The following is a 26,788-nucleotide window of genomic DNA, read 5'->3' on the forward strand; positions in this document are numbered from 1 at the left end:
TAAATATTATATGATATATTTTCATGATATGCAAGTAAATTTTCATGATATGCAATAAAAATCAAAAAAATTAGAACAGGTAGCTAAACCTGTTCCAGCATTATTAATATTAAGTTTAAGGCTAAGTCTAAGTTTAAGTAAAACCTAAGCCCTTATGCTTTTAACGGTTGACTTAGACTTACCTTCGGGTTTATAAAAACCCTTCGTAATAAAAACCATTTACTCAACCTTAGACTTAAGCTATTTTGTAATTAAGCTTAACTTTGAAGTCAGATGCTCATACCACTAAACAGCATCTTGCCCTGTTTCTCCAGTCCTAATCTTAATCGCCTCTTCAATATCATAGATAAAGATCTTACCATCCCCAACCTCACCTGTCCTTGCCGTCTTGACAATCGTATCAATCAATTCTTCAACTTTATCATCAGAAATAACAATCTCTATCTTTAATTTTTCCTTTAATTTAACTTCATACTTAACCCCACGATAGATCTTAGTAGCTCCTTTTTGTTCACCATAACCTGTAATTTGAGTAATATTTAATCCATTAATCCCCAATTCCTCAAAACCCTGGATTAACTCCTCCAACTTCTCTGGTCTAACAATACACTCTACTTTTTTCATCAGTCAGCTCCCCTTTCTTATTCTTTCTTATTGACTTCAACAGTCTTCCAATGTGGTGACACAAAGTCAGGATAGGAAATTGAATCATGTTCAGTCAAATCTAAACCTGTTTTCTCTTCTTCAGGGGAGACACGTAATCCAATCACAGCATCTATCACTTCAAATAAAATATAGGCTGTTGTATATGTCCACACTGCTACACTGATTACTCCGATTGCCTGCACAACTAACAGATCAAATCCTCCACCATACAACAATCCACCTTCTACTGCTAAAAAACCAACTGCTAAGGTTCCAAAAGCTCCACAAATCCCATGAACTGCTATCGCTCCTACTGGATCATCTACATGTAATTGATCAATCAACTCTACTGCATAAATTACAATCATTCCAGCTAATGCTCCAATAATTACTGCTCCAACATTACTCACATCTGCAGTTCCAGCAGTAATCCCTACTAAACCAGCTAAAGCACCATTTAAGGTCATGCTGACATCTGCATTACCATACTTAATCCAACTGACAATCATTGCCAAAGTTGCTCCTGCTGCTGCCGCTAAATTAGTTGTTACTGCAATCTCAGCAATGCTTAGATCGATCCCAGCTAAGCTACTACCTGGATTAAACCCAAACCAACCAAACCAGAGGATAAAGACACCTAAAGCAGCCATCAATAAGTTATGACCTGGCATAGCATTGATTGAACCATCTTCATTATATTTACCAATTCTTGGCCCTAAGACTATAGCTCCTGCTAGAGCTGCCCAGCCACCTACTGAGTGAACAACGGTCGAACCAGCAAAATCGATCATACCCATTCCTTCTAACCAACCACCACCCCAAATCCAATGACCAACTACAGGATAAATAAATCCAGTAATTACTATACTATAAGCTAAATAGCCACTATACTTAGTTCGTTCAGCCATTGCTCCTGAAACAATTGTAGCTGCTGTCGCTGCAAAGACAGCTTGGAAGATCCAGAAAGCACTAATCGGGATATCCAGTCCTAGATGTTCAAATCCTCCACTTAAGAAAAAACCCTCTAGTCCAATAAATTGATTGCCTGTTCCAAACATAAAAGCAAAACCAACTGCCCAGTAAATCAAGGAACCTACAGAAAAATCCATCAAATTCTTCATGATGATATTTCCTGCATTTTTGGCCCGAGTAAAACCAGCTTCTACCATTGCAAATCCTGCCTGCATAAAAAAGACTAAAAATGCAGCTAATAAGACCCAAATAGTATTAATTGCTACTGCATTACTCTCAGCAGTCACCTCTGCTGCAAAAGCTGTAGAACTGAATGCCACTACCATAACCACCAAACTCAAAACAAATAAATTCCTTCTCATCTTCTCCACTCCTCTATTCTTGTTTACTTATAAATAATAGCTTAAGTTTAAGGTTGAGGTTGAGTCAACCATTAAACTAATAATCAATTAAAAATTAGGTATTGGGGGTAGCTGTAACTTATGTTCATTCTTAGCTGCTAACTGCTCTACTACTTGTTGAACCTTCTCGTCAGCTTCCCCGTTAAGATATAACGATCTATCTCTTTGTAGCTTACTCCTAACTCTTCTTCATCTGTTTGGTTGGCCCATAACCCAGCTGAAGGCGGTTTACTTATAACCTTCTCGGGAATCCCTAATATCTTTGCTACTTCCTTAACTTCAGTCTTAACCAAATTACCCAAGGGGGCCAAATCAATACCCCCATCACCATACTTAGTAAAATAGCCCAACTTCAATTCACTGCGATTATCTGTCCCCACAACCAAACTATTTCTTAAATTAGCATAATAATATAATGTAGTCATTCGCAAGCGAGGTTTAATATTAGCTAAAGCTAATTTACTTTTCTGTTGGGTATCTAACCTTGTTACTAAATTTTTATAAGTTTCAATTAGATCAATCACTTCTGTCTCTATTCCAAACTGCTTTGCTACTAACTGGGCATCCTTCTGATCTTGAGGATTACTAACACAAGGCATAATCACTCCCAACATATTCTCAGAGAATGCTTTCTTAGCTAAGATCGCAGTTACTGAAGAATCTATCCCTCCTGATAATCCAACTACTGCACCTTTACAGTCAGCTTCTTCCACCTTCTGTCTAAGCCAGTTTACTAGCTTCTCTACCGTCAATTCATAATCTTTGTTGAACATATTTTGACCTTCCTCATCAATTAATAGACTTTCAAATATTCGTCTAATTCCCACTGGTGAACCTGAGTTCGATAAATATCCCACTCTATCTGCTTAGCTTCAACAAAATGTTCTAGTACATGCTCTCCTAATGCATCTTGAATTAATTCATTTGCCAATAACTCTTGAACTGCTTCATTAATATTACCTGGTAAACTTTCAATTCCTGCTTCTTCCTTTTCTCCTGTTTCCATAGCAAAGATATTTTCTACTATCTCTTTAGGTGGTTCAATTTTATTCTTGATTCCATCCAATCCAGCTTTTAACATCACAGCAGTTGCTAGATAAGGATTTGCAGAAGGATCTGGATTTCTCATCTCTACTCTAGTCCCAGCTCCTCGAGCAGCAGGAATTCTAATCAACGCACTTCGATTCGAAGCAGACCACGCCAAATAAACTGGAGCTTCATAACCTGGTACTAGCCGCTTATAAGAATTAACTGTTGGATTAGTTATAGGAGTAATTGCTTTAGCATGCTTTAATAACCCTCCAATATAATAATAAGCTGTTTGGCTTAACCCTAACTCATCATCTGGGTCATAGAATACATTCTCTCCATCTTTAAATAATGACTGATTCATATGCATTCCAGAACCATTTTCTCCAAAGATTGGTTTTGGCATAAAGGTAGCATGCAATCCATGTTCATTAGCAATCGCCTTAGTAACAAATCTAAAAGTAGCAATATTGTCTGCTGTCGTTAATGCATCAGAATATTTAAAGTCAATCTCATGTTGACCAGGAGCTACTTCATGGTGTGAAGCCTCCATCTCAAAACCCATCTTCTCTAAAGCTAATACAATATCTCGACGAGCATCCTGACCTGTATCAGCTGGCCCTAAATCAAAGTAACCACCTTGATCATTTGTAACTGTAGTCGGATTCCCATCTTCATCCTTTTCAAATAAGAAGAACTCTGGTTCCGGGCCAACATACATCTCATAACCCATCTCTGCTGCTTCTTCTAATGCTTTTTGCAGTACATTTCTTGGCCCGCCAATAAACGGTTCTCCATCTGGAGTATAAACATCACAGATCAATCGAGCAACTGTCCCACCAGTTTTTGGCCTCCACGGAAAGATAGTAAAAGTATCATAGTCAGGCTTTAAATACATGTCAGATTCTTGAATTCGAGTAAAACCATCTATCGATGAACCATCAAACATTATCTGTCCATCCAAAGCTTCCTCCAACTGCTCTACCGTAATTGCTACATTCTTAATAACTCCTAAAATATCTGTGAACTGTAACCTAATAAACTTAACATCCAACTCCTCTGCTTGTTGTAATACATCTTCTTTACATAATTGACTCATTTTTATTCCTCCTTAAAATTATTTTCGTGTAAGTTTTATGTTAACTTTGTGTTAATTATAATCTTTGAGCTTTACTTTGTCAAGAGAAAAACATAAAAAGTTTTTATTCTTAACATAAAGTTTACATTTAAGTCACTTATCCTTCAACTTTCTTTTGATCCCAGCAAGGTTTAACCCCTGCTCCAATAAGCTTTTAATCTCTTTTAACTTTTCAATATCCTCTTGAGAATAAAGCCTCTGGTTCCCTTGGGTTCGTTCAGGATCAACCAAGCCAGCTTTTTCATAATAACGGACCCGCCGAGCTGTTAACTTAGTCTTCTTCTCAGCAACACCAATAGAATAAATTGAAGTTGTAGGATTATCTCCAGTCATTATATCCCCTCCTAACTGTATTTTATTTGTTTAATTTAAGTTGATTTATAATGCCTCCCCTGATTAAGCATCGCATATGATGTCAGCTTCTTGTACTCTTTTTGGGGTACATACCACTCACCCTTAACCTTCTTCGCTGCCAACTCTCCATTTTTAACTCTATTTTCTAGTACAATTAGAGGCTTACCCACCAAAATAGCAACCTCTTTAAGATTCATATATTTTCTACCCTTATATTCCATTTTAGATCTTTCTATTTCAGTACACATTTAAACCCCTCCACACTGTTTTATGTTATCTTCATGTTAACTATATGTTAATTATAAACCTTGTATTCGGCTTTGTCAAGTTATAATACCATTTATTTTCAGTTTTGTTCAGGATTATACCATGAAGATAACATATCATGTTAGCTTCGCCTTAGCTATTTAACTCTATCAACTACTGCACTAGGTAGAAAATTACATTAAATTGATAAATAGCTTAAGTTTAAGGCTGAGGAAATGGTTTTATTACGAAGGGTTTTTATAAACCCGAAGGTGAGTTTAAGTCAACCATTAAAAACATAAGGTCTTAGCTCTTACTTAGACTTAGACTCAAACTTAAACTGAATTGTAATTAACCCACAAAAAAGTCCGAACCATAATGGCTCGGACTTTTGCTTAAACATTAAAACCTGCTATAGAAACCTCTATCTTCTCTACCATCTCAGCTAACGTCTGTGAAGACTCCATTAAATCCTGTGAGATTTGATTAATCTCATCTGTATCATCTTTAATCTTTTCCCCTCTAATAGACAACTCTTGTGTATCAGCAGAAGTCTGCTGAATATTAACTGAAGTATTAAGGATATAATCCTCAATCTCCTCAAAAGATTCTCCTGCATCTTCAATTATATCTTTACCTTCCTCTGCTTTCTCTTCAATATCAAGTACAGCTTGCAAACTCGATTCTGATTTATTTAATGTCTCTCTAATTAAATTCGCAATCTTATCTGTAGCTTGATTTGTATTATCTGCTAAAGCCCTAATCTCATCAGCTACAACCGCAAACCCTTTCCCAGCTTCGCCCCTACGAGTTCTTTCAGAACTCTCCGTAGTAAAACTTGCTCTTGCTGCCTCAATACTAGCATTCAAAGCTAATAAATTAGTCTGTTCTGCTATATTAGTAATAAAATTAACAATTTCTTCTATTTCAGCAGAATTATTATTCAACTGATTGATCAAATCAACTCCTTCTTCTATTGAGCTATTGATCTCTTCCATCTGCTTAATAGCAGCAGACAAACTATCACTCCCCAACTCAGTCTGTGCTGCTGCTTGCTGAGCCAAACTACTGACCTGTTGACTACTCGCTGAAATCTGCTGAATACTAGCAGCCATTTCAGTCACATTTCCAGCAGTACTTTCAGTGATCGAATTACCTTTTTGAGCTGAAGTAGATAACTCTTGACTAGAGTTAGATAAGATCTCAATCAATTCAGTTAAATCAGTAATTAATGAACTGACCCGTTGATTAGTCCGATTGAAAGTACTTAACAAACCTGCTTCTCCATCATCAGTCGTATCCAATCTAGTACTAAAATCTCCCTGAGCCATCTTCTTCAATCCCACTAACACCTTCTCAATCGTCTCCCAACTCGCTGCTCCAAAATCTGAATAAGTACTAGCACCATGCTCTGCTAAATCTAGCCCTTCTATCTCTTCTTTCTCCGAAACTCTTAATCCAATTACCAGATCAATCCCCTTGAATAATAAGAAAGCTGTCAGAAATGTCCAAATAGCTACACTGACTACCCCTCTAGCTTGAATCAATAATAACTCAATTCCTCCACCATAAAAATATCCTCTCTCTACTGCTAATAAACCGACCATCAAAGTACCAAAGCTACCACAAACACCATGAACTGCAATTGCTCCTACTGGATCATCAACATGTAACTGATCAATTAACTCAATTGCAAAAATCACAAGAACTCCAGCTAAGCCACCAATTATGATCGCTCCTAAATTACTAACATTTGCCGTTCCTGCTGTAATGCCTACCAAACCAGCTAAAGCACCATTTAAAGTCATACTGACATCCGCATTACCATATTTAATCCAGCTAGTAATCATCGCCAAAGTTGCTCCAGTAGCTGCTGATAAGTTGGTCGTTACTGCAATTTCAGCAATACTCAAATCAGTCCCTGCCACTGTACTACCTGCATTAAAACCGAACCAACCAAACCAAAGAATAAAGACTCCTAAAGCAGCCATCAATAAGTTATGACCTGGAATGGCATTGATTGAGCCATCTTCATTATACTTACCCAACCTTGGCCCGAGTACAATTGCTCCTGCTAATGCTGCCCAGCCACCTACTGAATGAACAACGGTTGAACCAGCAAAATCAATCATTTCTGATAACCAACCACCACCCCAGATCCAATGACCAACAACTGGATAAATAAACCCTGTAATCACAATACTATAGACTAAATAACCACTAAACTTTGTCCTGCCAGCCATTGCTCCAGAGACAATTGTTGCTGCAGTCGCTGCAAAAACAGCTTGAAAGATCCAAAAAGCACTGATTGGAATCTCTAAGCCTAAATGCTCAAATCCCCCACTCAAAAAGAAACCTTCTAAACCAATGAAATTATTCCCTGCTCCAAACATAAAGGCAAATCCACAGATCCAATAAATCAATGAACCAACTGAGAAATCCATTAAATTCTTCATAATAATATTCCCTGTATTCTTAGCTTGACTAAAACCTGCTTCTACCATTGCAAAACCAGCTTGCATAAAGAAGACCAAAAATGCTGCCAGCAATGTCCACATTGTGTCTATTGCTACCCTTTCTGCTGCTCCTACTTCCTCTACTGCTTCAACAGTAATAGGTAACGCTCCAAGTAGAACCAATACTACCATTAATATAATTACCTTTTTCTGCACCCTACTCACTCCTTTAAGTCATATGTTAGGTTAATGTTATGTTAGTGTTAATTATAAGCCAAACAGAGATATTTATCAAGGGTTTAGATAATTATTTTTCACTCTTTTACATTATTTTAACATCATACTCTGTTAACCAGATATTAATTTGGATTAAATAAGCAAATAATAGGTAATTATATTATATGTTTGATAATGATTTTCTTTCTCAATACCTAAGAAAATAAAAAGACAAGCTAGAATTCAGATTGAATCCTAGCTTGTCCCATAAATCTTAAAAAGTCATTGCATCAATATCCTCTTCTGTTTCTGTTTCCTGAACTGTTTCAACTGTAACCACCATCTTAATTGGCATTGAAACAATCATCTCATACGATTCACTAATCCAGCCCATCTCATGATGAATCGGCAACGGAGAAATTTCGCTACTCAAGCGATCCAATCTTACTTCCCCATCCTGCATCAGCAAAACCCCTTGATACTTCTCACCTTCAAAGCTAAAGTCAAACTCTACCCGTTCTAGCTCTTCAGTTTCAAGTAACTCATGCCGATAAACTTCCTCATTATCCATCGTAACAACGACATCCTTACTACCATCAACTTCCTTAGTTATTACCTTAGGAGTTAATACTAACATTGATAAGCTAATCAAGATAACTAAAACTACAACCACTTTGTCCGCAACAGTCATTATCTTATTAATTTTATCCAATCCTAGCTTTTTTATCATTATTATCACCATCTTAGATAATTATTTTTATCACATATCCTTCATTTAACCATTATATATCATATTCACATTAAAATAAAGGGTTGATAAGAATAATTTAATCCTGTAAAAATTCAATTATCCGCTGGTGAACTAACTCTTTCTCTGGCCCTAAGGTAACTACGTGTCCAGATTCTTCTAACCATAATATATCCTTTTCTTGGCTCGCTACCTGATTATAAATCATTTCTGCACTAACCGGTTTTACCGTCTGATCTTGGTGCGATTGAATAATTAAAGTAGGACATTCTACTTGTTCTAAGTTATTTTTAGCTAACTTCATTAATTTCAACAAACAAGGTACAGTTCTGACCGGAGTAGCCGAATAACCAACATCATATGTTTCATATTCCAGCTTCTCTCCACCGCTAGAATAGTTAAAACGTTTCAAATATTTCAAGACTGGAGTCAAATAAGCCAATTTATTGTAAATCTTGATTGGGGCAGCTATAGAGACTACCTTATCCACAGCATAATTTTGTGCTAATAATAAAGATAGTATCCCACCCATTGATAAACCTAGTAAATACACCTTACTATATTCTGCTCTTAACTTCTGATATTCCTCTTCAACTGCTGCTAACCAATCCTGCCAATCTGTCTGCTCCATGTCTTCCATAGAAGTCCCATGTCCAGGTAATAAAATCCCCTTAACCGTATAACCTTCTTGGTGTAAAGCTTCTCCTAACAATCTCATATGAGCTGGAGAACCTGTAAATCCATGAATCAACAAGCAAGCAGTCTGATTTCCTTCAAAATAAAATGGTTTCGCATATTCAGAAAGATAGTCCATTAACTTAACACCCCTATAATTACACATGTGCGTCAACTTAACACATAATTGATATATAGTGTCAGTGGTTCGTGTCTGTGTCTGTGAAGTTCAAGTCCTTTAAACCTTCTAAACCAAAGGATTTTGACCTTGATTTTTTACTGACACAGACTACGGACACTGACACATAATTGTAATAAAGCTTCACTTCGAATCCCTATAATACAAAAAATTATCTTAAGTTAACGCCGATATTATTGAACATTAGCTTCCTCTACCTTAGTAATTGCATGCTTAGTAGACAATGGCCCATAAACTTCACTTAGTATACTGGCAAACAGGATAATATTAAAGATCAATAAGCCAACTCTAGGATCATCTGCAAAATCTTGTTGTACCCTATATGCTAAAGCCAAAGATAGACCACTTTGCGATAACAAACCCATTCCGATATGCTTCTTAATCTTCTCTTGGGCACCACCTAACCAAGCTCCTAAATATGATCCCCCTATCTTACCACTAACTCTAGACAAAGTATATACTAAAGCAACCAGTAAAAAGACACCAGAAGTTAACGTTGATAACTTTATTTTAGTCCCTACTAAAATAAAGAACATAGCATACAATGGAATACTTAAGGTCTCCTGTTCTGCACTGATTTCTAAATTCTTACGAGCAAAATTTTGATAAGCAAAACCAACCGCCATATTAGTAAGCAATGGCGATAGGTGTAATAGTGTTGCACTAGCCGTAGCTCCAAATATTGTAGCTACTAATGTCAGTACTTTTTTAGTCTTATCATGCAAACTAACCATAAACCTCTGAGAAATATATCCTAATAAAAGTCCAAGGATTGCTGAACCTACTATTTCAACCATAGGAAATAAAATAACATTACTAAAAGAAATCTCTCCTACCCCTGAATACTTAATCAGAGCAATTGGCTTAACCAGACTAAAGATAATCAAAGCTGCAGCATCTCCAAGACCTACAACAGCCATAATCATTGATGTCAAAATTCCTTGAGCATTATATTCTTGTAAAACCATTACAGTAGAACCAGGTGCACTTGCTGTAGCTAATCCTCCAAAAATTAAAGCAACATAAATAGGTTGGCCCAATAATAAGATACCCGAAGTTACTAATATAAATGCTGCTAAAGCTTGTATAATTACTATCCAAAAAATCGTCTTGCCAAAGTTTTTAAACATCTTAATTGAAAGTTCCGTTCCAATAGTAAATGCAATAAATGATAAAGCCAAATCTCCTACATAATCAAAACTGCTAATTGTGTAAGCATACCATTCTTTTTGTACTTCTGTTAAAAAAGGTAACCTTTCCACTAAACTAACACTTAAAAAGATCCCTAAAAAGACATACCCAACTATAATTGGCATCCTGATTCTCTTAGTCAAAAGTACCATAATTAATCCTAAGAACATCAAACCACCAATTAAATAGATCGCCTTATTACTAGCTCGATTAAGCATCATCCATTTTTGTAATTCTGTCAAAGTACTAACTGCTTCTAAATTCATTTTTCAACTTCCTCCATTTCTAATAGATAACATAGTAGATCTGCTCGTGAAATATAGCCTCTTAATTTTTCTTCATGATTAACTACATATAATCGAGACTCTTCATTTTCTAGCATAATTTCAGCTACATTATTCATCGAATCAGTCTCTCTAATAGCTATTTTAGTAGGAGACATATACTCCTTAATCTCCCTACTCTTAATTTCTTGCAAATTTTGTACAGCTTGATTAACTTCAGGTAATAACTTATGCACCTTTAAGACACCATACTGTTCAGGAATAACATTTTTTAAAATATTTTCACTATAGATCGTACCTAAGAATTTATTATCTTTATCAACTACAGGCAAAACACTTGCCTCAATTTTATACATAAGTTTAATTACTTCAGCAACATTTTCATTAGCACAGACTGAATTAAGCGTTCGCATCATATACTTTTTAACTAAACTCATCTATATCGACCTCCACTTCTTCAATAGTAATTCTAGCTAAATTTTCTTCAACCTGAGCTCGATCCTCAAGAAAAATCTCTTTTCTCTCTGCTACTGCCAAGGCTGCTGCTCCAGCATGTCTATTAGCTTCAACAAAATCAAATCCATTCCTAAAAATATAATTAAAGAAAGCTGCATGATAAGCATCACTTGCTCCTAATAAATTCCTTTGCCTAAAATTCTTAGCACTCAATATATAAACCTTTCTTTTATCAAAAAGCAATTGCTTATTATGATATGGAACTATTGCATGAACTGCCCCTGCCTCCTGTAACTTACGTCCTACACGATAATAATCTTCAAACCGCACTGTCCTGATATCTAATATCTTATTTATATGTCTAAAATAAGGTGCAACCACTTGTGGCTCCTCTTTTAAAGCTCTGTTTAACTCTTCCCCACTAGCATGTAAATAAACTTCTTTACCTTCCTGATGACAAATTTGAATTAGCTTTTGATAAATATCAAAATTAATTCCCTCTGGAACAGAGCCAGCAATCATAACTAAATCACTATCTACAATTCCACGCTTAAATCTTTCCAGTAAAACTTCTATATCATTAGGTTCAACTCGATAAGTATAATCATTATAATGAGTATACGTTACAGGATTCTTACCAATAACAAAAATATTATTTCTCATTTCATTTTCTGTATAAACATAATTGGTAGTAACTCCATACTCTTGAACCATTTTTTCAAAGAACAACCCTTGCTTACCACCAACAAATCCTATATTCTGAACATCAGCATAGCCTAACTTCTTTAAATTTATTGCACTCAATAACCCTCTTCCTCCAGGAGTTACTTTTATATTTTGCTCATGATAAATATATTGATTTAAATTGATATTATCCCGCTCTACAAAAAACTCCCTATCTATTGCTGGATTTAAAGTAACTGTTGTTATCATTGTCGGCCACCTCACTTAATCTTTCTGATTTAGTGAATTCACATTACTAAGCTCTAACTAATTTATCTTTATTCACTACCTTTTATTATATTACTTCTTTAATTTCTTGTAAAGCTTACAACTCAAAATAGCACTCTAGAAGAGTGCTATTCTGACAGTTATTTGATTCTGAAATTATTTTTATTCAACTAATATCTGATCTAATGCTCCAATTAATTGATCAACATCTTCTGTAGTAATAATCAATGGCGGTAAAAATCTAAGTACCTTCTTACCTGCAGTCAGGGCCAACACCCCTTCATCTAACAGCTTCCCTACAACTTCCTTGCCATCAATCTCTAACTCCACCCCAATCATCAAACCTTTCCCTCTGACTTCAACAACTGAATCATACTCTTCAACCAACTGCTCCAATTGTTCCCTAAAATAAGATCCAACCTCTTTTGCATTCTCCAAAATATTATCTTCAAAAATAACCTGCAATGTTGTATAAGCCGCCTGACAAGCCAATGGATTACCTCCAAATGTTGATGCATGATCGCCTGGTTTAAAAGCTTGGGCAACTTGATCTTTAGCTAAAAAAGCACTGACCGGCATACCATTGCCTAATGCCTTAGCCAAAGTAAAGATGTCAGGTTCAACACCATAATTTTGATAAGCAAATAACTCTCCTGTTCGTCCAATTCCTGTTTGGATCTCATCAAAGATCAATAAGATGCCTGCTTGGTCACATAACTCCCTTAAACCTTGTAAGTATTCCTTTTGAGCTGGGTTTACGCCCCCTTCACCTTGAATCGGCTCCACCATAATTGCTGCTGTCTGCTCTGTAATTGCTTCTTTAGCAGCAGTTAGATCATTATAAGGAACATGTTTAAATCCTTCTGGCAGAGGAGTAAAGGCCTTTTGATATTTAGTCTGACCGGTGGCAGCTATGGTAGATAAGGTTCGACCATGAAAAGACTCCTTAGCTGTTATAACCTCGTATTTCTCCTCACCCTGCTCCTTAAAATACTTCCTTGCTAACTTAATCGCTCCTTCATTCGCTTCAGCCCCACTATTTCCATAAAACACTTTATCTCCACAAGAATTCTCAACTAATAACTTAGATAATTTAGCTTGAATCTCAAAATAATATAAGTTAGAAGCATGTAATAACTTATCAACCTGCTCTTTAAGTGCTTCAGTTACCTGAGGGTGCTTATAACCTAAGGCATTAACAGCAATTCCAGCAGCAAAATCTAAGTATTCAATTCCTTCATTATCATATAGATAAACGCCTTCTCCTTTTTCTAAAACAATTGGAAATCTTTTTCCAAAAACATTCATAAAATAATCTTGATCAGCTTGAATTACATCTTCTTTTAGCATAATATCCCCCCTAAAACAATTGACAGTTTACAATTGACAATTTACAGTTAAAAACATAATTTCTTTTCTAAGTTTTAATATTTACTAATCACCAATTACTAATTACTAGTCACTAAATGCTCTTATCCGTCAGCATTGTTCCAATTCCGCGATCAGTAAATATTTCTAATAATAATGAATGAGGCACTCGTCCATCTAAGATATGTGTCTTATTGACATCAGATTCTAAAGCATCCATGCAAGCCTCAACCTTAGGAATCATCCCACCTTTGATTCTATTACCTTCGATCATTCTACTTGCTTCCTCAATTGTCAATCTTGATATTAAGGAGTCCTCATCCTCAGGATCAGTCATAATCCCTTCCACATTAGTCAATAAGATCAATTTCTCTGCTTGTAAAGCTCCAGCTAATTTGCCAGCTACCAGATCAGCATTGATATTATAGCTATTCCCTTCTAAATCAACTCCAACAGGAGCTACTATCGGTAGATAATCACTCTTAATTATTGCCTTTAAGACTTCAGGATTGATCTGTTCAACCTCTCCTACATAACCCAAATCAACATCATCTACCTTATATTTTTGAGCTTGGATCAAATTATTATCCTTACCTGATAGGCCAACTGCTTTATTTCCTGCTAGATTGGCCAAAGAAACAATCTGGCTATTTACTCGTCCAATTAAGACCTGCTCTACAACCTCCATAACCTCTTTAGTTGTAATCCGCAAGCCTTGATGAAATTCACTCTCAACTCCTAATTTATCCAAGGTCTGACTGATTGCTGGCCCGCCACCATGAACAATCACTGGATTGACTCCTACATATTTTAATAATGTAATGTCCTTTAAAACTGATTCCATCAAATCCTGATTAACCATTGCATTACCACCATATTTAATTACGACAGTCTTGCCCGAAAACTCTCTAATGTATGGTAACGCTTCAATTAAAATATCCGCCTTCTCAATTAACTCTTCCATTAATCTCACCTATCCTTACTTAATTTAGTGTACAGTGTATAGTTTACAGTGTACAGTTAAAAACCTTTAATTCATAAAAATAAAATTCTACTTCTATTTATAAAACAATAGCATTCTTTTGATTGTAAATCTTTTTTGCTCTTACTCAAACTTAGCCTTAAACTTATACTTAAACTTAAGGCTTTAATATAGCAAACATCTTATTCCTAATAGAATTAACACAAAGATTGATCCCTACAAAATTAATTTTGGCTTAAACTCTTTTTTTGCTCTTATTCTTACTCAAACTTAAACTTAGACTCATACTTAAACTCAAGTATGATATTCCCCATTGATCTCAACATATTCATAAGAGAGATCACAAGTCCAGACCCGATCGACAGCTTCTCCTAAATTCAGATTAACCTTTAACTTGATCTCATCAGTGGTTAATAGCTCTTCTAGCTCCTCTTCGTAATTAAGTACGGTCTCATCTTGATCAAGTAATAATAGGTCATTCATTCTGATCTCCAGTTTAGCTAAATCAATATCTATCCCACTAGCTCCAACTGCTGCTACTATTCTTCCCCAGTTAGGATCTTCACCGAATAAAGCAGTCTTAACTAAATTGGAGTTAGCTATCTTTCTAGCAACTACTTCTGCATCAGATTTATTTCTTGCTCCAGCTACCTCTACCTCTACAAACTTAGTAGCTCCTTCACCATCCAGTACAATCTGATGGGCCAACACCTTAGTAACATACTGCAAAGCTGCTACAAACTTCTCATAATCTTGATCTTGCTCTTGAATTGAAGAATTACCTGCCTGGCCATTCGCTAGAATAGATACCATATCATTAGTACTTTGATCTCCATCGACAATGATCTTATTAAAGGAGTTGTTAACTGCCTTGCGCAAAGCTTGATCTAGCAGTTGAGCATCAATAGCTAGATCAGTCGTTAGAAAAGATAACATTGTTGCCATATTTGGCTCTATCATTCCTGAACCTTTAGCTATCCCTCCAATCGTAACAGTTTCTCCTCCAATCTCAACCTCTACTGCTAACTCCTTAGAATATGTATCGGTCGTCATAATCGCTTCTGCAGCATGGGCACTTCCCGTCTCACTCAAGTTAGCTGCTGCCTTCTTAATCCCTTCTTCAACCTTATTCATCTCCAAAAACTCACCAATAATTCCTGTTGAAGCAACCAAGATCTGATCTTGCTTTAGGTTTAACTCTTCTGCTGCCAACTCTTCCATGCGTTCAGCATCAGACCAACCTCTCTTTCCCGTACAGGCATTGGCATTCCCACTATTGACTACTATTGCTTGGGCCAATCCATCTTCACAATTTTCTCGACTCAACTTAACCGGAGCTGCTGAGCATTGATTGGTAGTAAAGACGGCAGCCACCTTAGCTGAATTCTGACTATAAATTAAGGCTACATCCCTACCTTCACTCTTAATTCCTACTTCAACTCCTGCTGCCAAAAAACCTTGTGGTGCAGTTATTCCTCCTATAACATCTTGATAATCTTCTGCCATTTACTTATCCCCCCAGTCACTTATAAATATAACCCAGCATCTTCTAAACCTAAGTCTTCCCTCCAACCAGCCATTAGATTCAAATTCTGAATTGCTTGGCCCGCTGAGCCTTTAACCAAATTATCAATAGCTGAAATAATAATCACTCGACCAGTAGCTTGATCAACCTCAAGCCCTAAATCACAATAATTAGAACCTGCTACAAACTTTATCTCTGGTAATCTCTCTCCAGGCATAATTCTAACAAATTGATCTCCTTTATAAAACTGTCTATAATAATCTATTATTGTAGATGAAGAAAGATCCTCCTTCAAATCAGCATAAATAGTAGCCAAAATCCCCCGTTTAATTGGTAATAGATGTGGGGTGAAAGATAAATTAATTTCTTTGTCTGCTACTAAAGATAATTTTTCTTCAATTTCAGAAGTATGGCGATGATTAGCAACTTTATAAGCCTTAAAGCTACTATCAACCTCGCAAAAATGGGTTCCCAAACTGACCTTTCTTCCCGCTCCAGTCGTACCTGATTTAGCATCAATAATGATACTATTTTGATCAATCCAACCCTTGTCCAATAATGGGGCAAGGGCCAAAATAGAAGCCGTTGGATAACAACCTGGATTGGCCACTAGCTCACTTGTAGCAATTTGTTCTCTATTCAACTCTGGCAATCCATAAACCCCTTGCTCCAACAGCTGAGGACTATTATGTTCTTGATACCATTCTTCATACTTAGCAAGTTCTTGATAACGATAATCACCACTTAAATCAATCACCTTCAGCCCTGCCTCAACTAACTTAGGAACGACTGTCATCGAAATCCCATGTGGTAAAGCAGTAAAAACAACATCTGACTCTTCTTGTAATTGTTCAATATTTAATTTTTGACATTCAATATCAATCTTAGTAGACAGATGAGGATATATATCTGATATCTTCTCTTCCGAAAAGCTATTAGAAGTTAAGGTCTTTAACTTTACTTCTGGATGATCTGCTAATAATCTAACTAATTCCACTCCAGTATAACCAGTAGCTCCAACTACACTTACATTCATAATTTAACCCCTCCTAGTACATACCTAGTAATTATTAATAATTATACAGAAAAAAGAATAAAAATACAAGCAAAAGTCTCACTTTCTACTAAGATTAATTTCAAACAAAAGTCTGTTCAACCTTTAAATCACCCCTTCAATAGCTGAATTCCTAAAAAGAGACTCCCTCCACCGGCAATAATCCCTAACGCCCAACTAGGTACTAAATTAATAATCAAACCTGCTCCAACTAAACATAATACGAAACCAACTCCACTTCTTACCTTCAAGCTATTACGAGTTACCATCCTCTTTAGCTTAGTTAGCATAATATCCCCACCTTTTTATTGAGGTATAATTACTATATGTAGTTTGACCTCAATCTGTGCAAGGGATTATGCAATATTATGGCACTTCCGTGCCACAATATTGAATTGACAGTTTACGGTGGATACGATTTTTGTGATTTTCACGAAGGGTCTTGATAAAGACCCGTAGGTACAGTTTACAGTTGAAAAGCAAAACCTTAAAAGTTTAAGACCTTTAAAAAATTTTATGCTTAGGGGGTTAGAGTGATTTTGAATTTAGATTTTTTCTATCTACTGTCAACCGTCAACTGTCTACTGTCAACTGATATAAAGCGGCACAATGCCACTTTATATCATGAAATTTGATCCTTAATCTCAGTTTCAATAATGCTTTTGAGAATGCTCTGTTCTAATGATTGATCAGTCTCCTCTTTGACAACAAGATCCAAATCACCGATTACATCTTCAAACAAATTAATCTTCTTATCTAATAATTCTACAATCTTTTCTTCGATTGTATCTTGAGTAGATAGATTATAAATCTGTACATCTTTATCTTGTCCTAATCTATGCACTCGACCAATCCTCTGTTCTACCTTCATTGGGTTCCAGGGTAGATCATAATTGATGATCGTATTACAGAATTGTAGATTGATCCCCTCTCCTCCTGCTTCTGTACTGATTAAAACATCACCATTTTCCATAAACATGCGTTTGGCCCGTTCTTTTTGGTTATCTGATAATCCTCCACTGAAGACAACAGGTTGAAACCCTTTATGATATAAATAATAGCAGATATACTCCTGAGTAGCTCGATATTCAGTAAAGACGATTGCTTTTCCTTCAGTTTGATTCAATATCTCTTCTAAAACCTTGATCTTTTCATTCTCTTGAATCTCAATTGCCATCTCTAACAAAGATTGAAGTTGGCTTTGAATCGCACTATAACTCTTTTTTTTGCACATCTTCTCTAAAGTATGAGCTGCAGCATAAGCACTACTACAGACCTCACGTTGTAAGGTCAATAGGTTAAAGATACTATTATTACTAGGATTCTTTTGGTACTCTACTTTAATCAACTCAGTTATTTGATCATAAAGCTTCTTCTCTTCATCTGTCAAATCGAGTGAAATTAACTCCACATCTCTATCTGTAGCTTCATAATCAGCATCTTCTCTACGATTACGAATCATTACTTCAGATAAAGACTCCTGCAGCTGATCTAAATTCTGTGCTTGATGCTTATCTTTAACATACTCTTCTTTAAACTGCGAATAATCTCCAAAAAGATCAGGTCGCAGTAATGATACTAAGTTATACAACTCTTCTAAATCATTTTGGATTGGAGTAGCAGTCAATAATAATAAATATTTTTTAGGAATTTTATTGACAAACTTCCAATTCATCGTCTCAGAATTTTTAAGGCGTTGTGCTTCATCAACAATCACTAAATCAAAACCTCGCTCACAAATAAAGTCAGCATGAGGCTCCCTTTTAGCCTTATCTAACGAAGAGATAATTACATTAAAATAATGCCAGCCTCTTCCTTTACGATTATTAAAAACATCAATCTTAAATTTATCAGTTAACTCATTCCACCATTGATACCCTAAAGAAGCTGGTGTCAATACTAAACAGGTCTCTATTTCTTCCCTAGCAAGATACTCCTTTAAAATCATTCCCGCTTCTATAGTCTTTCCTAAACCAACTTCATCTGCCAATAAAGCTCTACCATCCATTTCATTTACTACTCGATCTACAGTCTTAACTTGATGAGGCAAGAGTTCAAATTCTTTCTCCTGCCAATGGTCTGCTAATTCCTCCATAGCTACTAATTCTGTTTGCTCTAGTGTATCTATTTCCATTTCTCTCACCTCAATATTTGCTTCTATTATTTATTATTGTTACCTTAAAAACTTATTCCATAAATTTAAATTAATGAAATAGAGTTAATTTTAGTTTAAATTAAGATTATTATAACAACCTTTATAAACTATACTTTAAAATAAACTAACCCCAATAGATACATAAGTATCCATTAGGGTTAGTTATTTCTGACCCAACCATCTTCTTTTAAGATAAAATGTACTTCATCCTCATCCTCTTCTAAATTATCTAAAATACCCTCTAGTTCTTTAAATGCTGCTTCCAATTTAGCAAATTGATCTGCCTTTATTTCTGCTAAAATTGATTTGTCAGCATAATCAAACTGAATTTTAAAATCAGGTACTACTTGCTGTTCATCACCTTCAATAAAAATTTCTTTGAATCTTTCCCATAATTCTTTGCCTAATTCTTCTAAAAAACCACTACTAACTGCTCCTAAAACATACTTAACTATAATCAATAATACCTGTTCACTCTCAACAAACTGCTTTTTTGATTTTTTCTGTAAACTTAAAAAGCCTCCTTGCACTACTTCAGAAACATCATCTAATTGGCCCTCTAATTTAACTTCAACCTCTAAATGTTTATCTTTAATCCTTATCCCCACCCCATATCAATGTACAATGTACAATTTACAATTGACAGTTTACAGTTAAAAATTAATAATTGATAGTTGACACCCCTAAAGTCAAAATCTAATCATATTAAACAGCATTGATCCCAATCATGCCACCTAAAGCTGAAACTGCAAAGCCAATTGCTACTCTTGTTACCAATCCTAATGAAATAGTAATAGGTGTCCATAAACTCCCCAATAAAATAATAACTGCCATATAAATTACCCCTACCAGCCCTCCATTGAGCCAACCATTATTTTGAGCAGAATAAGATGCAGCAACTCCTCCCACAAATAACGCCAAATAATTTAAAGCAAATAAAATTGTATTAACTGAATTACTAGTAATATTAGTTAAACTAATAATCACTCCTAAAAAAATACTACTGCTCAACAAAATAATCAAACTTACTATTAGACCTCGCAGAATACTACTTGTTTTTATAAAAGACATATTATTTTGTGATCTAGTCATCATACTCCCCTCCATTTATTATAAAATATTCAGCAAAAAACTAATTATGACTCTAAAATAATTTTTTCTCCTCCCCAAATTAAAAAAAGTGGCTGCTTAGCCACTAAATTTAATCCTATTCAAGTTTAAATAACATCTAGGTACCAAACAATATAAATTACAATGACTACTAATAAGTTCCAAACACTATGAGCTATAATGGATGAATAAAGTGAATTTGTCTTTTCATATAGCCACGCCAAAATAACTCCACCTAAAAAAGTAGGTAGAAAAACCCACAAGCTGAAATGGGCCAACCCAAATAAAGCTCCATTTAAAATTAAACCTCTAGTTTTACCCATTTTACTCTTACAATAAGGATAGACAAAACCTCTAAAAAAAATCTCCTCAGTAACTGGAGCAATGATAATTATTATAGAACTCTGTAATAAAAAAAATAATAGAGTTTGAGAATTCAACAAATTATAAATAACTTGCTGAGCTGGAACTTCAATTCCAAATAAGTTAGATACTAAACCATAAAAGAAGTTATTTATAGTTATAATCATCAAACAGATGATTACCCCACCTAAAAAACCATACTTCAAACTAACCCTAAAATTTTTATTTTTCAAGCCAAATTCCTGTAAGGTTACTCCATATTTAACTACTGCCAAAAACAATGTCAACCCTGCTAACAGCAAAGCTTGAATTAAATTAAGCAATAAAGGCTTAATTAATCTCAAATAATCAAATTGCAAAAAAGTTTCTATTAACCATTCCAAGCCCAAAAAAACTATAAATGTTAGACCAAATGTTAATGATAAAATTAATATAATATCTGCTAAATCCCATTTGACCTTAGAGTCAGTTAACATCTCAGCCATCCAAATACCGCCTTCCTAATATCACTTCCTTTTATATCAATAATATTCTAGCCCCTAATTGATTATTCTTCTTCATCCTCAGTAACTGAGAAAGTTTGTGTAATTACTTCTCCTTCTTCTCCAAATGGCCCATATTCTTCTCCATTTTTAATTACTATAACTCCTGCTGCATTACCAATCCTTATTTCAATTTCACTACCTAAAAAGGAATTTACTTCTCCAGTAACTGTAGAACCTTCAAAAACTTCTTCACCATCAACAATAACTAGATACCATGTATCTTCAATAGTCTCAATTTTTAAGTCTAACTCTTCAGTTTGACTAAACTCTCTTTCTTCTTCTATACCTTCCTCTTCCATATTTTCTTGTTCTATATATTCTTCTTCTCCTTCTAACTCAGTTATAGTTTCTTCTGGCTCTTCTAATTCATCTACAAGATCATCTCCTAAATCTTGCTCAACTTCTTCTTCAAGTTCCTCATCAACCTCTTCTTCAATGTCACCAACAACCTGCTGAATTCTTTGCAACGGCTGGAAATTAAAAGTTTCTGGATTATCAATCAAATGATAGACCCGATTACCCACAAAACCAAGCACTCCTACAGCTAATATCCCAGATATTACTATAGTGAAAATAAGTAATATGTTTTGATTTTTATCCATTCGATCAACCAGCTTTTCTTTGAAGGTAATCTCTTCTTCAACTTCTCCTTCTAGCTCCTTCTTAAAGCTCTTATAATCTGCCAAAATCTCTTCTTGATCTAAACCTAAATAATTAGAATAAACCTTCAAAAACCCTCTTATATGAGTCTCCTGCTTTATCTGCTCAAAATTGCCTGTTTCAATTGACTTTAAGTAATCCTTTCTGATTTTAGTATCATTTTCAGCTTGCTCTAGAGTGATTCCCAATTGTTCTCTCTTATCTTTCAATTTTTTTACAAATTCAGGCATTCTATCCATCCCTCCTCTTGGCACTCCTCTTAATATTTCGACATTTCCATCTAAAATCCTTTTTTTAACAAAGAGTAAATTGATATAAAGTGGCACTTTGCCACTTTATATCAGTTGACAGTGAACAGTTGACGGTTGACAGTTAAAACCATTTAAAACTTAAACCCAAAACCAATCTAAAGCTATAATTCTAAGGCTTTTCATAGCTCTTAAGATTTTGACCTTCAACTGTAAACCGCAAACTCAATATTGTGACACAAAAGTAGTACAATATTGAGTTTATTGTTAAACAAATCACAATCCATACAAAAATATAAGGTCGTCAATTTACGACCTTATATCCCAAATCAGCCTCGATTTCTTAAAACATGAAATTCAAATTTATCGCTTCGAAAATAATTTCTAGAATATAAAACAGGATTATCTCGATCATCATAATGCATCTGTTTTAATAACAATACAGGAGTGCCAACTGATAAATTCAGCTTTTCAGCCAATAGTTCATCAGCTACTACAGGAACAATATCTGTTACAGCATAGCTAATATAAATATTACACTGCTTTTGTAAATAATTAAACAAAGAGACTGTCATCTGTTCTGAACTAAAGTCATCCGGTAATAACTCTTGTGGCAAATAATCTTTACAAAAAGCTACCGGCTCTTCATTAGCAGTTCTAGTCCGTTGTAAAACAGTCAGTTTTTCATCTTCATTTAGATCAAGTTCTTTAGCTAAATCTTTCTCTTGATAATCTAATTTAACCCCTAAATCTATCGTTCCCGCTTTTAAACCCATTGCTTCAATCGTCTCAGTAATACTGATCAACTCTTCAATCCCACTTTTAAATAATGCCAATTTCTCTGTAATAAAAGTTCCTACTCCTTGACGCCGATTAACCTTACCTTCCTTTTCTAAAACCCGTAATGCCTCACGTAAAGTAGCTCGACTGACCCCAAAGTTTTGAGATAATTTTGCTTCCGATGGCAAACGATCACCTGGTTGATAAGTACCATCATCAATCTTCTCATCAATCTTCTCCTTAACTAGTATATATAATGGTCTAGAATCTTCTCTAATCAAATTCATCTTATCATTCTCCTTACCTTTTTATTTTTATTTAGTCTTTACTATTAAGTAATATTTACTTAGATTAATCGTCGGCTAGCATCTTTTCCATCTCCTCTTTACTGATTAGGACTTCTCGGGCCTTACTGCCCCGATGCGGGCCAACAATATTTTCTTCTTCCATCGTATCAATCATTCTGGCAGCTCGGTTATAACCAATCCTCAATTTGCGTTGTAACATAGAGATTGAAGCTCGATTATTAACTACTAACCTGACTGCTTTCTCATACAGCTCATCTTTGTCATCCTCTAATTTAATATCAACATCTTTATTCTTTATTTTTGCTATCTTACCAGCATACTCTGGCGTATCTTGCTTTTTAATAAAGTCAACAACTTGATTCAATTCAGCATCAGAGATAAATGCCCCCTGTAATCTACGAGGTTGATTAGCATCAACTGGAGCAAACAACATATCCCCTTTACCTAACAACTTCTCTGCCCCTCCAGTATCCAAAATAGTCCTTGAATCTGCTTGAGATGATAAGGCAAACGAAACACGTGTTGGAATATTGGCCTTAATCACACCTGTTATTACATCTACTGAAGGTCTTTGAGTAGCTAGGACCAAATGAATTCCTGCTGCCCTAGCCTTCTGGGCCAACCGACAGATAGCATCTTCTACTTGAGCAGCAGATACCATCATCAAATCGGCCAACTCATCAATAATCACCACTACATAAGGTAATGGATCTTTATCTTTCTCTTTAAGATATCTATTATAACTATCAATCCCCCGTGCTCCACTAGCTGCAAATAATTCATACCTATTTTCCATCTCTTGGACAACCCATCGCAAGGCAGATGATGCCTTCTTAGGATCTGTCACTACTGGAGCAACCAAGTGAGGAATCTTTTTATAGATTGTCAACTCCACCATTTTAGGATCGATCAATAAGAACTTAACTTGATCAGGAGTAGCTTTATAAAGAATACTACTAATTATTGAATTAATGAAGACACTCTTACCAGAACCAGTCGCCCCTGCTACCAACATATGAGGCATCTTTGCCAAATCAGCTACAGCAGGGTTACCATCTATATCTTTCCCCAAACCGATAGTCAACTTAGATTCAGCAGCTTGAAACTCCTCTTTTTCCAAAATCGCTCCTAAAGTAACTAATGATTGTTCTTGGTTAGGAATCTCGATTCCTACAGCAGATTTACCAGGAATTGGAGCCTCAATCCTAATATCAGTAGCTGCTAATGATAAGGCAATATCATCCGCTAAATTTAAGATCTTACTCACCTTAGTTCCAGGTGCTGGATGAATCTCGTAACGAGTAATCGTTGGCCCGTAATTAACATCTGTAATCTCTGCTCGAACCCCAAAGTTATCGAGTGTCTCCTTTAAAATTTCAGTCTTATCAACAAATCCATCTACCTCTTTTTCATCCAAGTTCAACAATGATAAATCTGGCAGTTGATATTCATCAAAATCTAACTGCTCTTGTTTAGCCGAATCAGTCTCTAATCTCTTTTTGATCCGCTTTTTAGGCTGGTTGTCCTTGTTGGTTACAACTTCTTGCTCAGTAGTATCCTGCTTTACTTTCTCCGCTGTAGCAGCTACTTCTTGTCTAGCTTGCAAATTACTAGAACTAGTAGTCGGTTGCTTAGAAGCAGTCTTATCTTTAGACTTTTTTACTTTCTTCTTTTTCTTAATCTTTTTTGCTCGTTTAGGCTTCTTCTTAGCTTTCTTTTTCTGCTTGCTAATCCTACTTTTATTCTTTTCTTTTTTATTTGAGCCAGCAGCCTGCTTTGACTTAGAATCAGTTTTTTCTTTATTCTGCTGAGAAGTAGTATTATTTTTCTTCAATTTAGCAAAAAAAGCTTTCACTGACGGAATAAAATTACTGAGCTTATCCTTTAGTTTTTCCTTTCTAGCAATAGATTTATCCTTAAAGATAGTAAATATCTTTTCAATCTTAACTTTAGCTTTTAATAATAAATTAATTAATAATACATCTGTTAGTAACAGTATTCCTATCAAAAAGAGAGCAGCCAAAACAACATATGCCCCCACTTCAGCAAAAAACTTGCGTAAGATATATAAAAAGACAGCCCCAATTATACCCCCACCTTGACCTTGTAAACCTGCTTCAAACTCTTGGGGATGCTCAATTCCTAAATGAGAAGCAATTAAAAAGTTTAATACAATAACCATAACTCCAACCATCCTAGAGCTGATCTTTACCTTGATTTTGCTATTATAGATCATCTTAATTCCCCATATCAATAACAAAAAAGGTATAGTATAGATACCTTGTCCAATTATAAATCTCAACCCTCGTGCTAAACTATCACCTATAATTCCTGTATCTTGAGATAATAAATTAATTGCATTTAAAATAGCCAATACTATTAAAATAATACCAAAAAACTCATATTTTCTTTTAGCAAAAATCTCTTGTAATGTCTCCTTCATCTATTTCTCACCTCACATTGACTATTTCTACTTTAACTAAAAAATTCCTTCTTGAATCACCTACAAATTGAACCATTTATTCATATTCCACTATAATATATTTTCCCATTAGATATAAAATATACATAAAAAAAGTTGCTCCTCCGGCAACTTAGCTTGAGTCTAAGATTGAATTTAAGTAAAACCAAAAATAATCAATTTAATCCTTAGCTAAATTGACTATTGCTTTGATAAATAATCCTTTAACCGGCAACACAATAACAACATTATAGATATTGAATATAGTATGAGCATTAGCAATCTGCCGGGGCAGGCTCGTACTTGTTTCTCTAACCAACTGAATAAATAACGGCAAAATTGGTAATATAGCTACTACTCCCACAACATTAAATAAAACCTGTCCCCAAGCTGTCTGTTTAGCTGCTTGAGAGCTACCCACCCCAGCTAAAACACCAGTAATACAGGTTCCAATATTACTTCCTAATGATAAGGTGATGGCCAAAGGTAGGCTGATCAAATTCAGCTTGGCTAACACAATAATCACTCCCGTTAAAGCACTACTACTTTGAATTAATGCTGTAATTATAATCCCTAAAATAATTCCTACCATAGGAACAGCTGTAGATTTTGCTAGTAGGTTAATAAACCATTCTGCTTCTTTAAAACTGGTCATGGTCAAAGCCATCAGCTCAAGCCCTACAAATAAAATACTAAAACCCAATACTCCTCTAGCAATATACTTTAAAAACCTTCTTTTAGTTATTAAATACAAGAAATAAATAAGCAAGCCACTAAGAGTAATTAGCCACAAATAATCTTCTAATTGAAAAGAGAGTAGTTGAATAGTCACTGTAGTTCCAATGTTGGCCCCCATAATCACTCCAAAAGCTTGTTCTAATGATAACAAGTTAGCATTAACTAAACTGACAATAAGCACACTGGTCGCACTACTACTTTGAATAACCATTGTTATCAAAGTCCCAGTTACAATACTAGCCAATGTATTAATCGTTAATAGCCTCATTATCCTTTCTAAATTATCGCCCGCTGCCTGATAGAAGCTATCTTTAACCAGCTGCATCCCGAACCAGAATAAACTAAGTCCACCTAACAATTGAGTTATAGATATAGCTAACAATTTAAAGACCCCTTTCAACTATCACTCCTTTCTAACCATATTATATAGGAAGTTAATCTATTACTCTTTATTGCATTGTTTCTGATAAATCAAGTATTTTCTAAAAATAATTTCATAGTCCCACTTTAAGCTACTTTTGAATGGGCTT

General features: G+C 35.1%; 25 protein-coding genes and 1 pseudogene. All 26 read right to left on the bottom strand.

The window, feature by feature from the left end:
- Positions 1–285: 285 nt before the first annotated feature.
- Positions 286–624 carry a P-II family nitrogen regulator gene (locus MWH28_RS11460; RefSeq protein WP_248619513.1) on the bottom strand — a complete coding sequence of 113 codons (339 nt, stop codon included), beginning with the start codon at positions 622–624 and terminating at the stop codon, positions 286–288.
- A gap of 17 nt (positions 625–641) precedes the next feature.
- Positions 642–1,979, bottom strand: a complete 1,338-nt coding sequence (locus MWH28_RS11465; protein WP_248619514.1) for an ammonium transporter — start codon at positions 1,977–1,979, stop codon at positions 642–644.
- Between the two features lie 149 nt (positions 1,980–2,128).
- Entirely contained in the window at positions 2,129–2,791 is a 663-nt protein-coding gene (locus tag MWH28_RS11470) for an NAD+ synthase (protein WP_345894773.1), read from the bottom strand.
- Positions 2,792–2,811: 20 nt separating this feature from the next.
- Positions 2,812–4,146, bottom strand: coding sequence for a type I glutamate--ammonia ligase (gene glnA, locus MWH28_RS11475; protein ID WP_248619516.1), 1,335 nt, complete (start codon positions 4,144–4,146; stop codon positions 2,812–2,814).
- Between the two features lie 132 nt (positions 4,147–4,278).
- Positions 4,279–4,518, bottom strand: coding sequence for a MerR family transcriptional regulator (locus tag MWH28_RS11480; RefSeq protein ID WP_248619518.1), 240 nt, complete (start codon positions 4,516–4,518; stop codon positions 4,279–4,281).
- 35 nt (positions 4,519–4,553) lie between these two features.
- Positions 4,554–4,787 (bottom strand): hypothetical protein, encoded by a 234-nt coding sequence (locus MWH28_RS11485; RefSeq protein ID WP_248619519.1) that lies wholly within the window; start codon positions 4,785–4,787, stop codon positions 4,554–4,556.
- A 393-nt stretch (positions 4,788–5,180) separates the two neighbouring features.
- Positions 5,181–6,116 carry a methyl-accepting chemotaxis protein gene (locus MWH28_RS13000; protein WP_345894774.1) on the bottom strand — a complete coding sequence of 312 codons (936 nt, stop codon included), beginning with the start codon at positions 6,114–6,116 and terminating at the stop codon, positions 5,181–5,183.
- 51 nt (positions 6,117–6,167) lie between these two features.
- A pseudogene (locus MWH28_RS13005) lies at positions 6,168–7,433 on the bottom strand (ammonium transporter); the annotation flags it as partial.
- 298 nt (positions 7,434–7,731) lie between these two features.
- A complete protein-coding gene (locus MWH28_RS11495; RefSeq protein WP_248619522.1) occupies positions 7,732–8,187 on the bottom strand; it encodes a NusG domain II-containing protein in 456 nt (151 codons plus the stop codon).
- A gap of 97 nt (positions 8,188–8,284) precedes the next feature.
- Complete coding sequence (locus MWH28_RS11500; protein WP_248619524.1) at positions 8,285–9,019, bottom strand: alpha/beta hydrolase; 735 nt, start codon at positions 9,017–9,019, stop codon at positions 8,285–8,287.
- 233 nt (positions 9,020–9,252) lie between these two features.
- Positions 9,253–10,536: a cation:proton antiporter gene (locus MWH28_RS11505; RefSeq protein WP_248619525.1), complete on the bottom strand. Its 1,284-nt coding sequence runs from the start codon at positions 10,534–10,536 to the stop codon at positions 9,253–9,255.
- Positions 10,533–10,991 (bottom strand): CBS domain-containing protein, encoded by a 459-nt coding sequence (locus tag MWH28_RS11510; RefSeq protein ID WP_248619526.1) that lies wholly within the window; start codon positions 10,989–10,991, stop codon positions 10,533–10,535. Before MWH28_RS11510 ends, MWH28_RS11505 begins: the two co-directional genes overlap by 4 nt.
- Complete coding sequence (locus tag MWH28_RS11515) at positions 10,978–11,943, bottom strand: 1-phosphofructokinase family hexose kinase (RefSeq protein ID WP_248619527.1); 966 nt, start codon at positions 11,941–11,943, stop codon at positions 10,978–10,980. The genes MWH28_RS11510 and MWH28_RS11515 overlap by 14 nt, the downstream gene beginning before the upstream one ends.
- Positions 11,944–12,123: 180 nt before the next feature.
- A complete protein-coding gene (locus MWH28_RS11520; RefSeq protein WP_248619529.1) occupies positions 12,124–13,311 on the bottom strand; it encodes an aspartate aminotransferase family protein in 1,188 nt (395 codons plus the stop codon).
- Positions 13,312–13,423: 112 nt separating this feature from the next.
- Complete coding sequence (gene argB / locus MWH28_RS11525) at positions 13,424–14,293, bottom strand: acetylglutamate kinase (protein ID WP_248619530.1); 870 nt, start codon at positions 14,291–14,293, stop codon at positions 13,424–13,426.
- Positions 14,294–14,605: 312 nt separating this feature from the next.
- A complete protein-coding gene (gene argJ / locus MWH28_RS11530; protein WP_248619531.1) occupies positions 14,606–15,817 on the bottom strand; it encodes a bifunctional glutamate N-acetyltransferase/amino-acid acetyltransferase ArgJ in 1,212 nt (403 codons plus the stop codon).
- 20 nt (positions 15,818–15,837) lie between these two features.
- The gene (gene argC / locus MWH28_RS11535; RefSeq protein ID WP_345894775.1) at positions 15,838–16,875 is read right to left on the bottom strand and encodes an N-acetyl-gamma-glutamyl-phosphate reductase; all 1,038 of its coding nucleotides are present in this window, start codon (positions 16,873–16,875) and stop codon (positions 15,838–15,840) included.
- Between the two features lie 125 nt (positions 16,876–17,000).
- Positions 17,001–17,180 carry a hypothetical protein gene (locus MWH28_RS11540; protein WP_248619533.1) on the bottom strand — a complete coding sequence of 60 codons (180 nt, stop codon included), beginning with the start codon at positions 17,178–17,180 and terminating at the stop codon, positions 17,001–17,003.
- 332 nt (positions 17,181–17,512) lie between these two features.
- Positions 17,513–19,024, bottom strand: a complete 1,512-nt coding sequence (locus MWH28_RS11545; RefSeq protein ID WP_248619534.1) for a DEAD/DEAH box helicase — start codon at positions 19,022–19,024, stop codon at positions 17,513–17,515.
- A 179-nt stretch (positions 19,025–19,203) separates the two neighbouring features.
- Positions 19,204–19,653: a hypothetical protein gene (locus MWH28_RS11550; RefSeq protein WP_248619535.1), complete on the bottom strand. Its 450-nt coding sequence runs from the start codon at positions 19,651–19,653 to the stop codon at positions 19,204–19,206.
- 97 nt (positions 19,654–19,750) lie between these two features.
- A complete protein-coding gene (locus MWH28_RS11555) occupies positions 19,751–20,137 on the bottom strand; it encodes a TIGR04086 family membrane protein (RefSeq protein WP_248619536.1) in 387 nt (128 codons plus the stop codon).
- Between the two features lie 125 nt (positions 20,138–20,262).
- Positions 20,263–21,003 carry a CPBP family intramembrane glutamic endopeptidase gene (locus MWH28_RS11560; RefSeq protein WP_248619537.1) on the bottom strand — a complete coding sequence of 247 codons (741 nt, stop codon included), beginning with the start codon at positions 21,001–21,003 and terminating at the stop codon, positions 20,263–20,265.
- 62 nt (positions 21,004–21,065) lie between these two features.
- The gene (locus MWH28_RS11565) at positions 21,066–21,953 is read right to left on the bottom strand and encodes a helix-turn-helix domain-containing protein (RefSeq protein ID WP_248619538.1); all 888 of its coding nucleotides are present in this window, start codon (positions 21,951–21,953) and stop codon (positions 21,066–21,068) included.
- 347 nt (positions 21,954–22,300) lie between these two features.
- Positions 22,301–23,038, bottom strand: a complete 738-nt coding sequence (locus tag MWH28_RS11570) for a GntR family transcriptional regulator (protein ID WP_248619539.1) — start codon at positions 23,036–23,038, stop codon at positions 22,301–22,303.
- A gap of 64 nt (positions 23,039–23,102) precedes the next feature.
- Positions 23,103–25,502, bottom strand: coding sequence for an FtsK/SpoIIIE family DNA translocase (locus MWH28_RS11575; protein WP_248619540.1), 2,400 nt, complete (start codon positions 25,500–25,502; stop codon positions 23,103–23,105).
- 199 nt (positions 25,503–25,701) lie between these two features.
- Positions 25,702–26,658 (bottom strand): Na/Pi cotransporter family protein, encoded by a 957-nt coding sequence (locus MWH28_RS11580; protein ID WP_248619541.1) that lies wholly within the window; start codon positions 26,656–26,658, stop codon positions 25,702–25,704.
- Positions 26,659–26,788: the final 130 nt, after the last annotated feature.

Source organism: Natroniella sulfidigena (genome assembly GCF_023223645.1).
Classification (GTDB): domain Bacteria; phylum Bacillota; class Halanaerobiia; order Halobacteroidales; family Halobacteroidaceae; genus Natroniella; species Natroniella sulfidigena.

Coding starts and splice junctions, on each gene's coding strand:
- argJ (WP_248619531.1), bottom strand. CDS start 15,817: ATGGCAGAAGATTATCAAGATGTTATAGGAGGAATAACTGCACCACAA.
- MWH28_RS11570 (WP_248619539.1), bottom strand. CDS start 23,038: ATGAATTTGATTAGAGAAGATTCTAGACCATTATATATACTAGTTAAG.
- MWH28_RS11480 (WP_248619518.1), bottom strand. CDS start 4,518: ATGACTGGAGATAATCCTACAACTTCAATTTATTCTATTGGTGTTGCT.
- MWH28_RS11500 (WP_248619524.1), bottom strand. CDS start 9,019: ATGGACTATCTTTCTGAATATGCGAAACCATTTTATTTTGAAGGAAAT.
- MWH28_RS11485 (WP_248619519.1), bottom strand. CDS start 4,787: ATGTGTACTGAAATAGAAAGATCTAAAATGGAATATAAGGGTAGAAAA.
- MWH28_RS11465 (WP_248619514.1), bottom strand. CDS start 1,979: ATGAGAAGGAATTTATTTGTTTTGAGTTTGGTGGTTATGGTAGTGGCA.
- MWH28_RS11515 (WP_248619527.1), bottom strand. CDS start 11,943: ATGATAACAACAGTTACTTTAAATCCAGCAATAGATAGGGAGTTTTTT.
- MWH28_RS11505 (WP_248619525.1), bottom strand. CDS start 10,536: ATGAATTTAGAAGCAGTTAGTACTTTGACAGAATTACAAAAATGGATG.
- MWH28_RS13000 (WP_345894774.1), bottom strand. CDS start 6,116: ATGGCTCAGGGAGATTTTAGTACTAGATTGGATACGACTGATGATGGA.
- argB (WP_248619530.1), bottom strand. CDS start 14,293: ATGGAAGAGTTAATTGAGAAGGCGGATATTTTAATTGAAGCGTTACCA.
- MWH28_RS11495 (WP_248619522.1), bottom strand. CDS start 8,187: ATGATAAAAAAGCTAGGATTGGATAAAATTAATAAGATAATGACTGTT.
- MWH28_RS11540 (WP_248619533.1), bottom strand. CDS start 17,180: ATGCTAACTAAGCTAAAGAGGATGGTAACTCGTAATAGCTTGAAGGTA.
- MWH28_RS11575 (WP_248619540.1), bottom strand. CDS start 25,502: ATGAAGGAGACATTACAAGAGATTTTTGCTAAAAGAAAATATGAGTTT.
- MWH28_RS11560 (WP_248619537.1), bottom strand. CDS start 21,003: ATGGCTGAGATGTTAACTGACTCTAAGGTCAAATGGGATTTAGCAGAT.
- glnA (WP_248619516.1), bottom strand. CDS start 4,146: ATGAGTCAATTATGTAAAGAAGATGTATTACAACAAGCAGAGGAGTTG.
- MWH28_RS11520 (WP_248619529.1), bottom strand. CDS start 13,311: ATGCTAAAAGAAGATGTAATTCAAGCTGATCAAGATTATTTTATGAAT.
- MWH28_RS11470 (WP_345894773.1), bottom strand. CDS start 2,791: ATGTTCAACAAAGATTATGAATTGACGGTAGAGAAGCTAGTAAACTGG.
- MWH28_RS11555 (WP_248619536.1), bottom strand. CDS start 20,137: ATGACTAGATCACAAAATAATATGTCTTTTATAAAAACAAGTAGTATT.
- MWH28_RS11460 (WP_248619513.1), bottom strand. CDS start 624: ATGAAAAAAGTAGAGTGTATTGTTAGACCAGAGAAGTTGGAGGAGTTA.
- MWH28_RS11545 (WP_248619534.1), bottom strand. CDS start 19,024: ATGGAAATAGATACACTAGAGCAAACAGAATTAGTAGCTATGGAGGAA.
- MWH28_RS11510 (WP_248619526.1), bottom strand. CDS start 10,991: ATGAGTTTAGTTAAAAAGTATATGATGCGAACGCTTAATTCAGTCTGT.
- MWH28_RS11565 (WP_248619538.1), bottom strand. CDS start 21,953: ATGCCTGAATTTGTAAAAAAATTGAAAGATAAGAGAGAACAATTGGGA.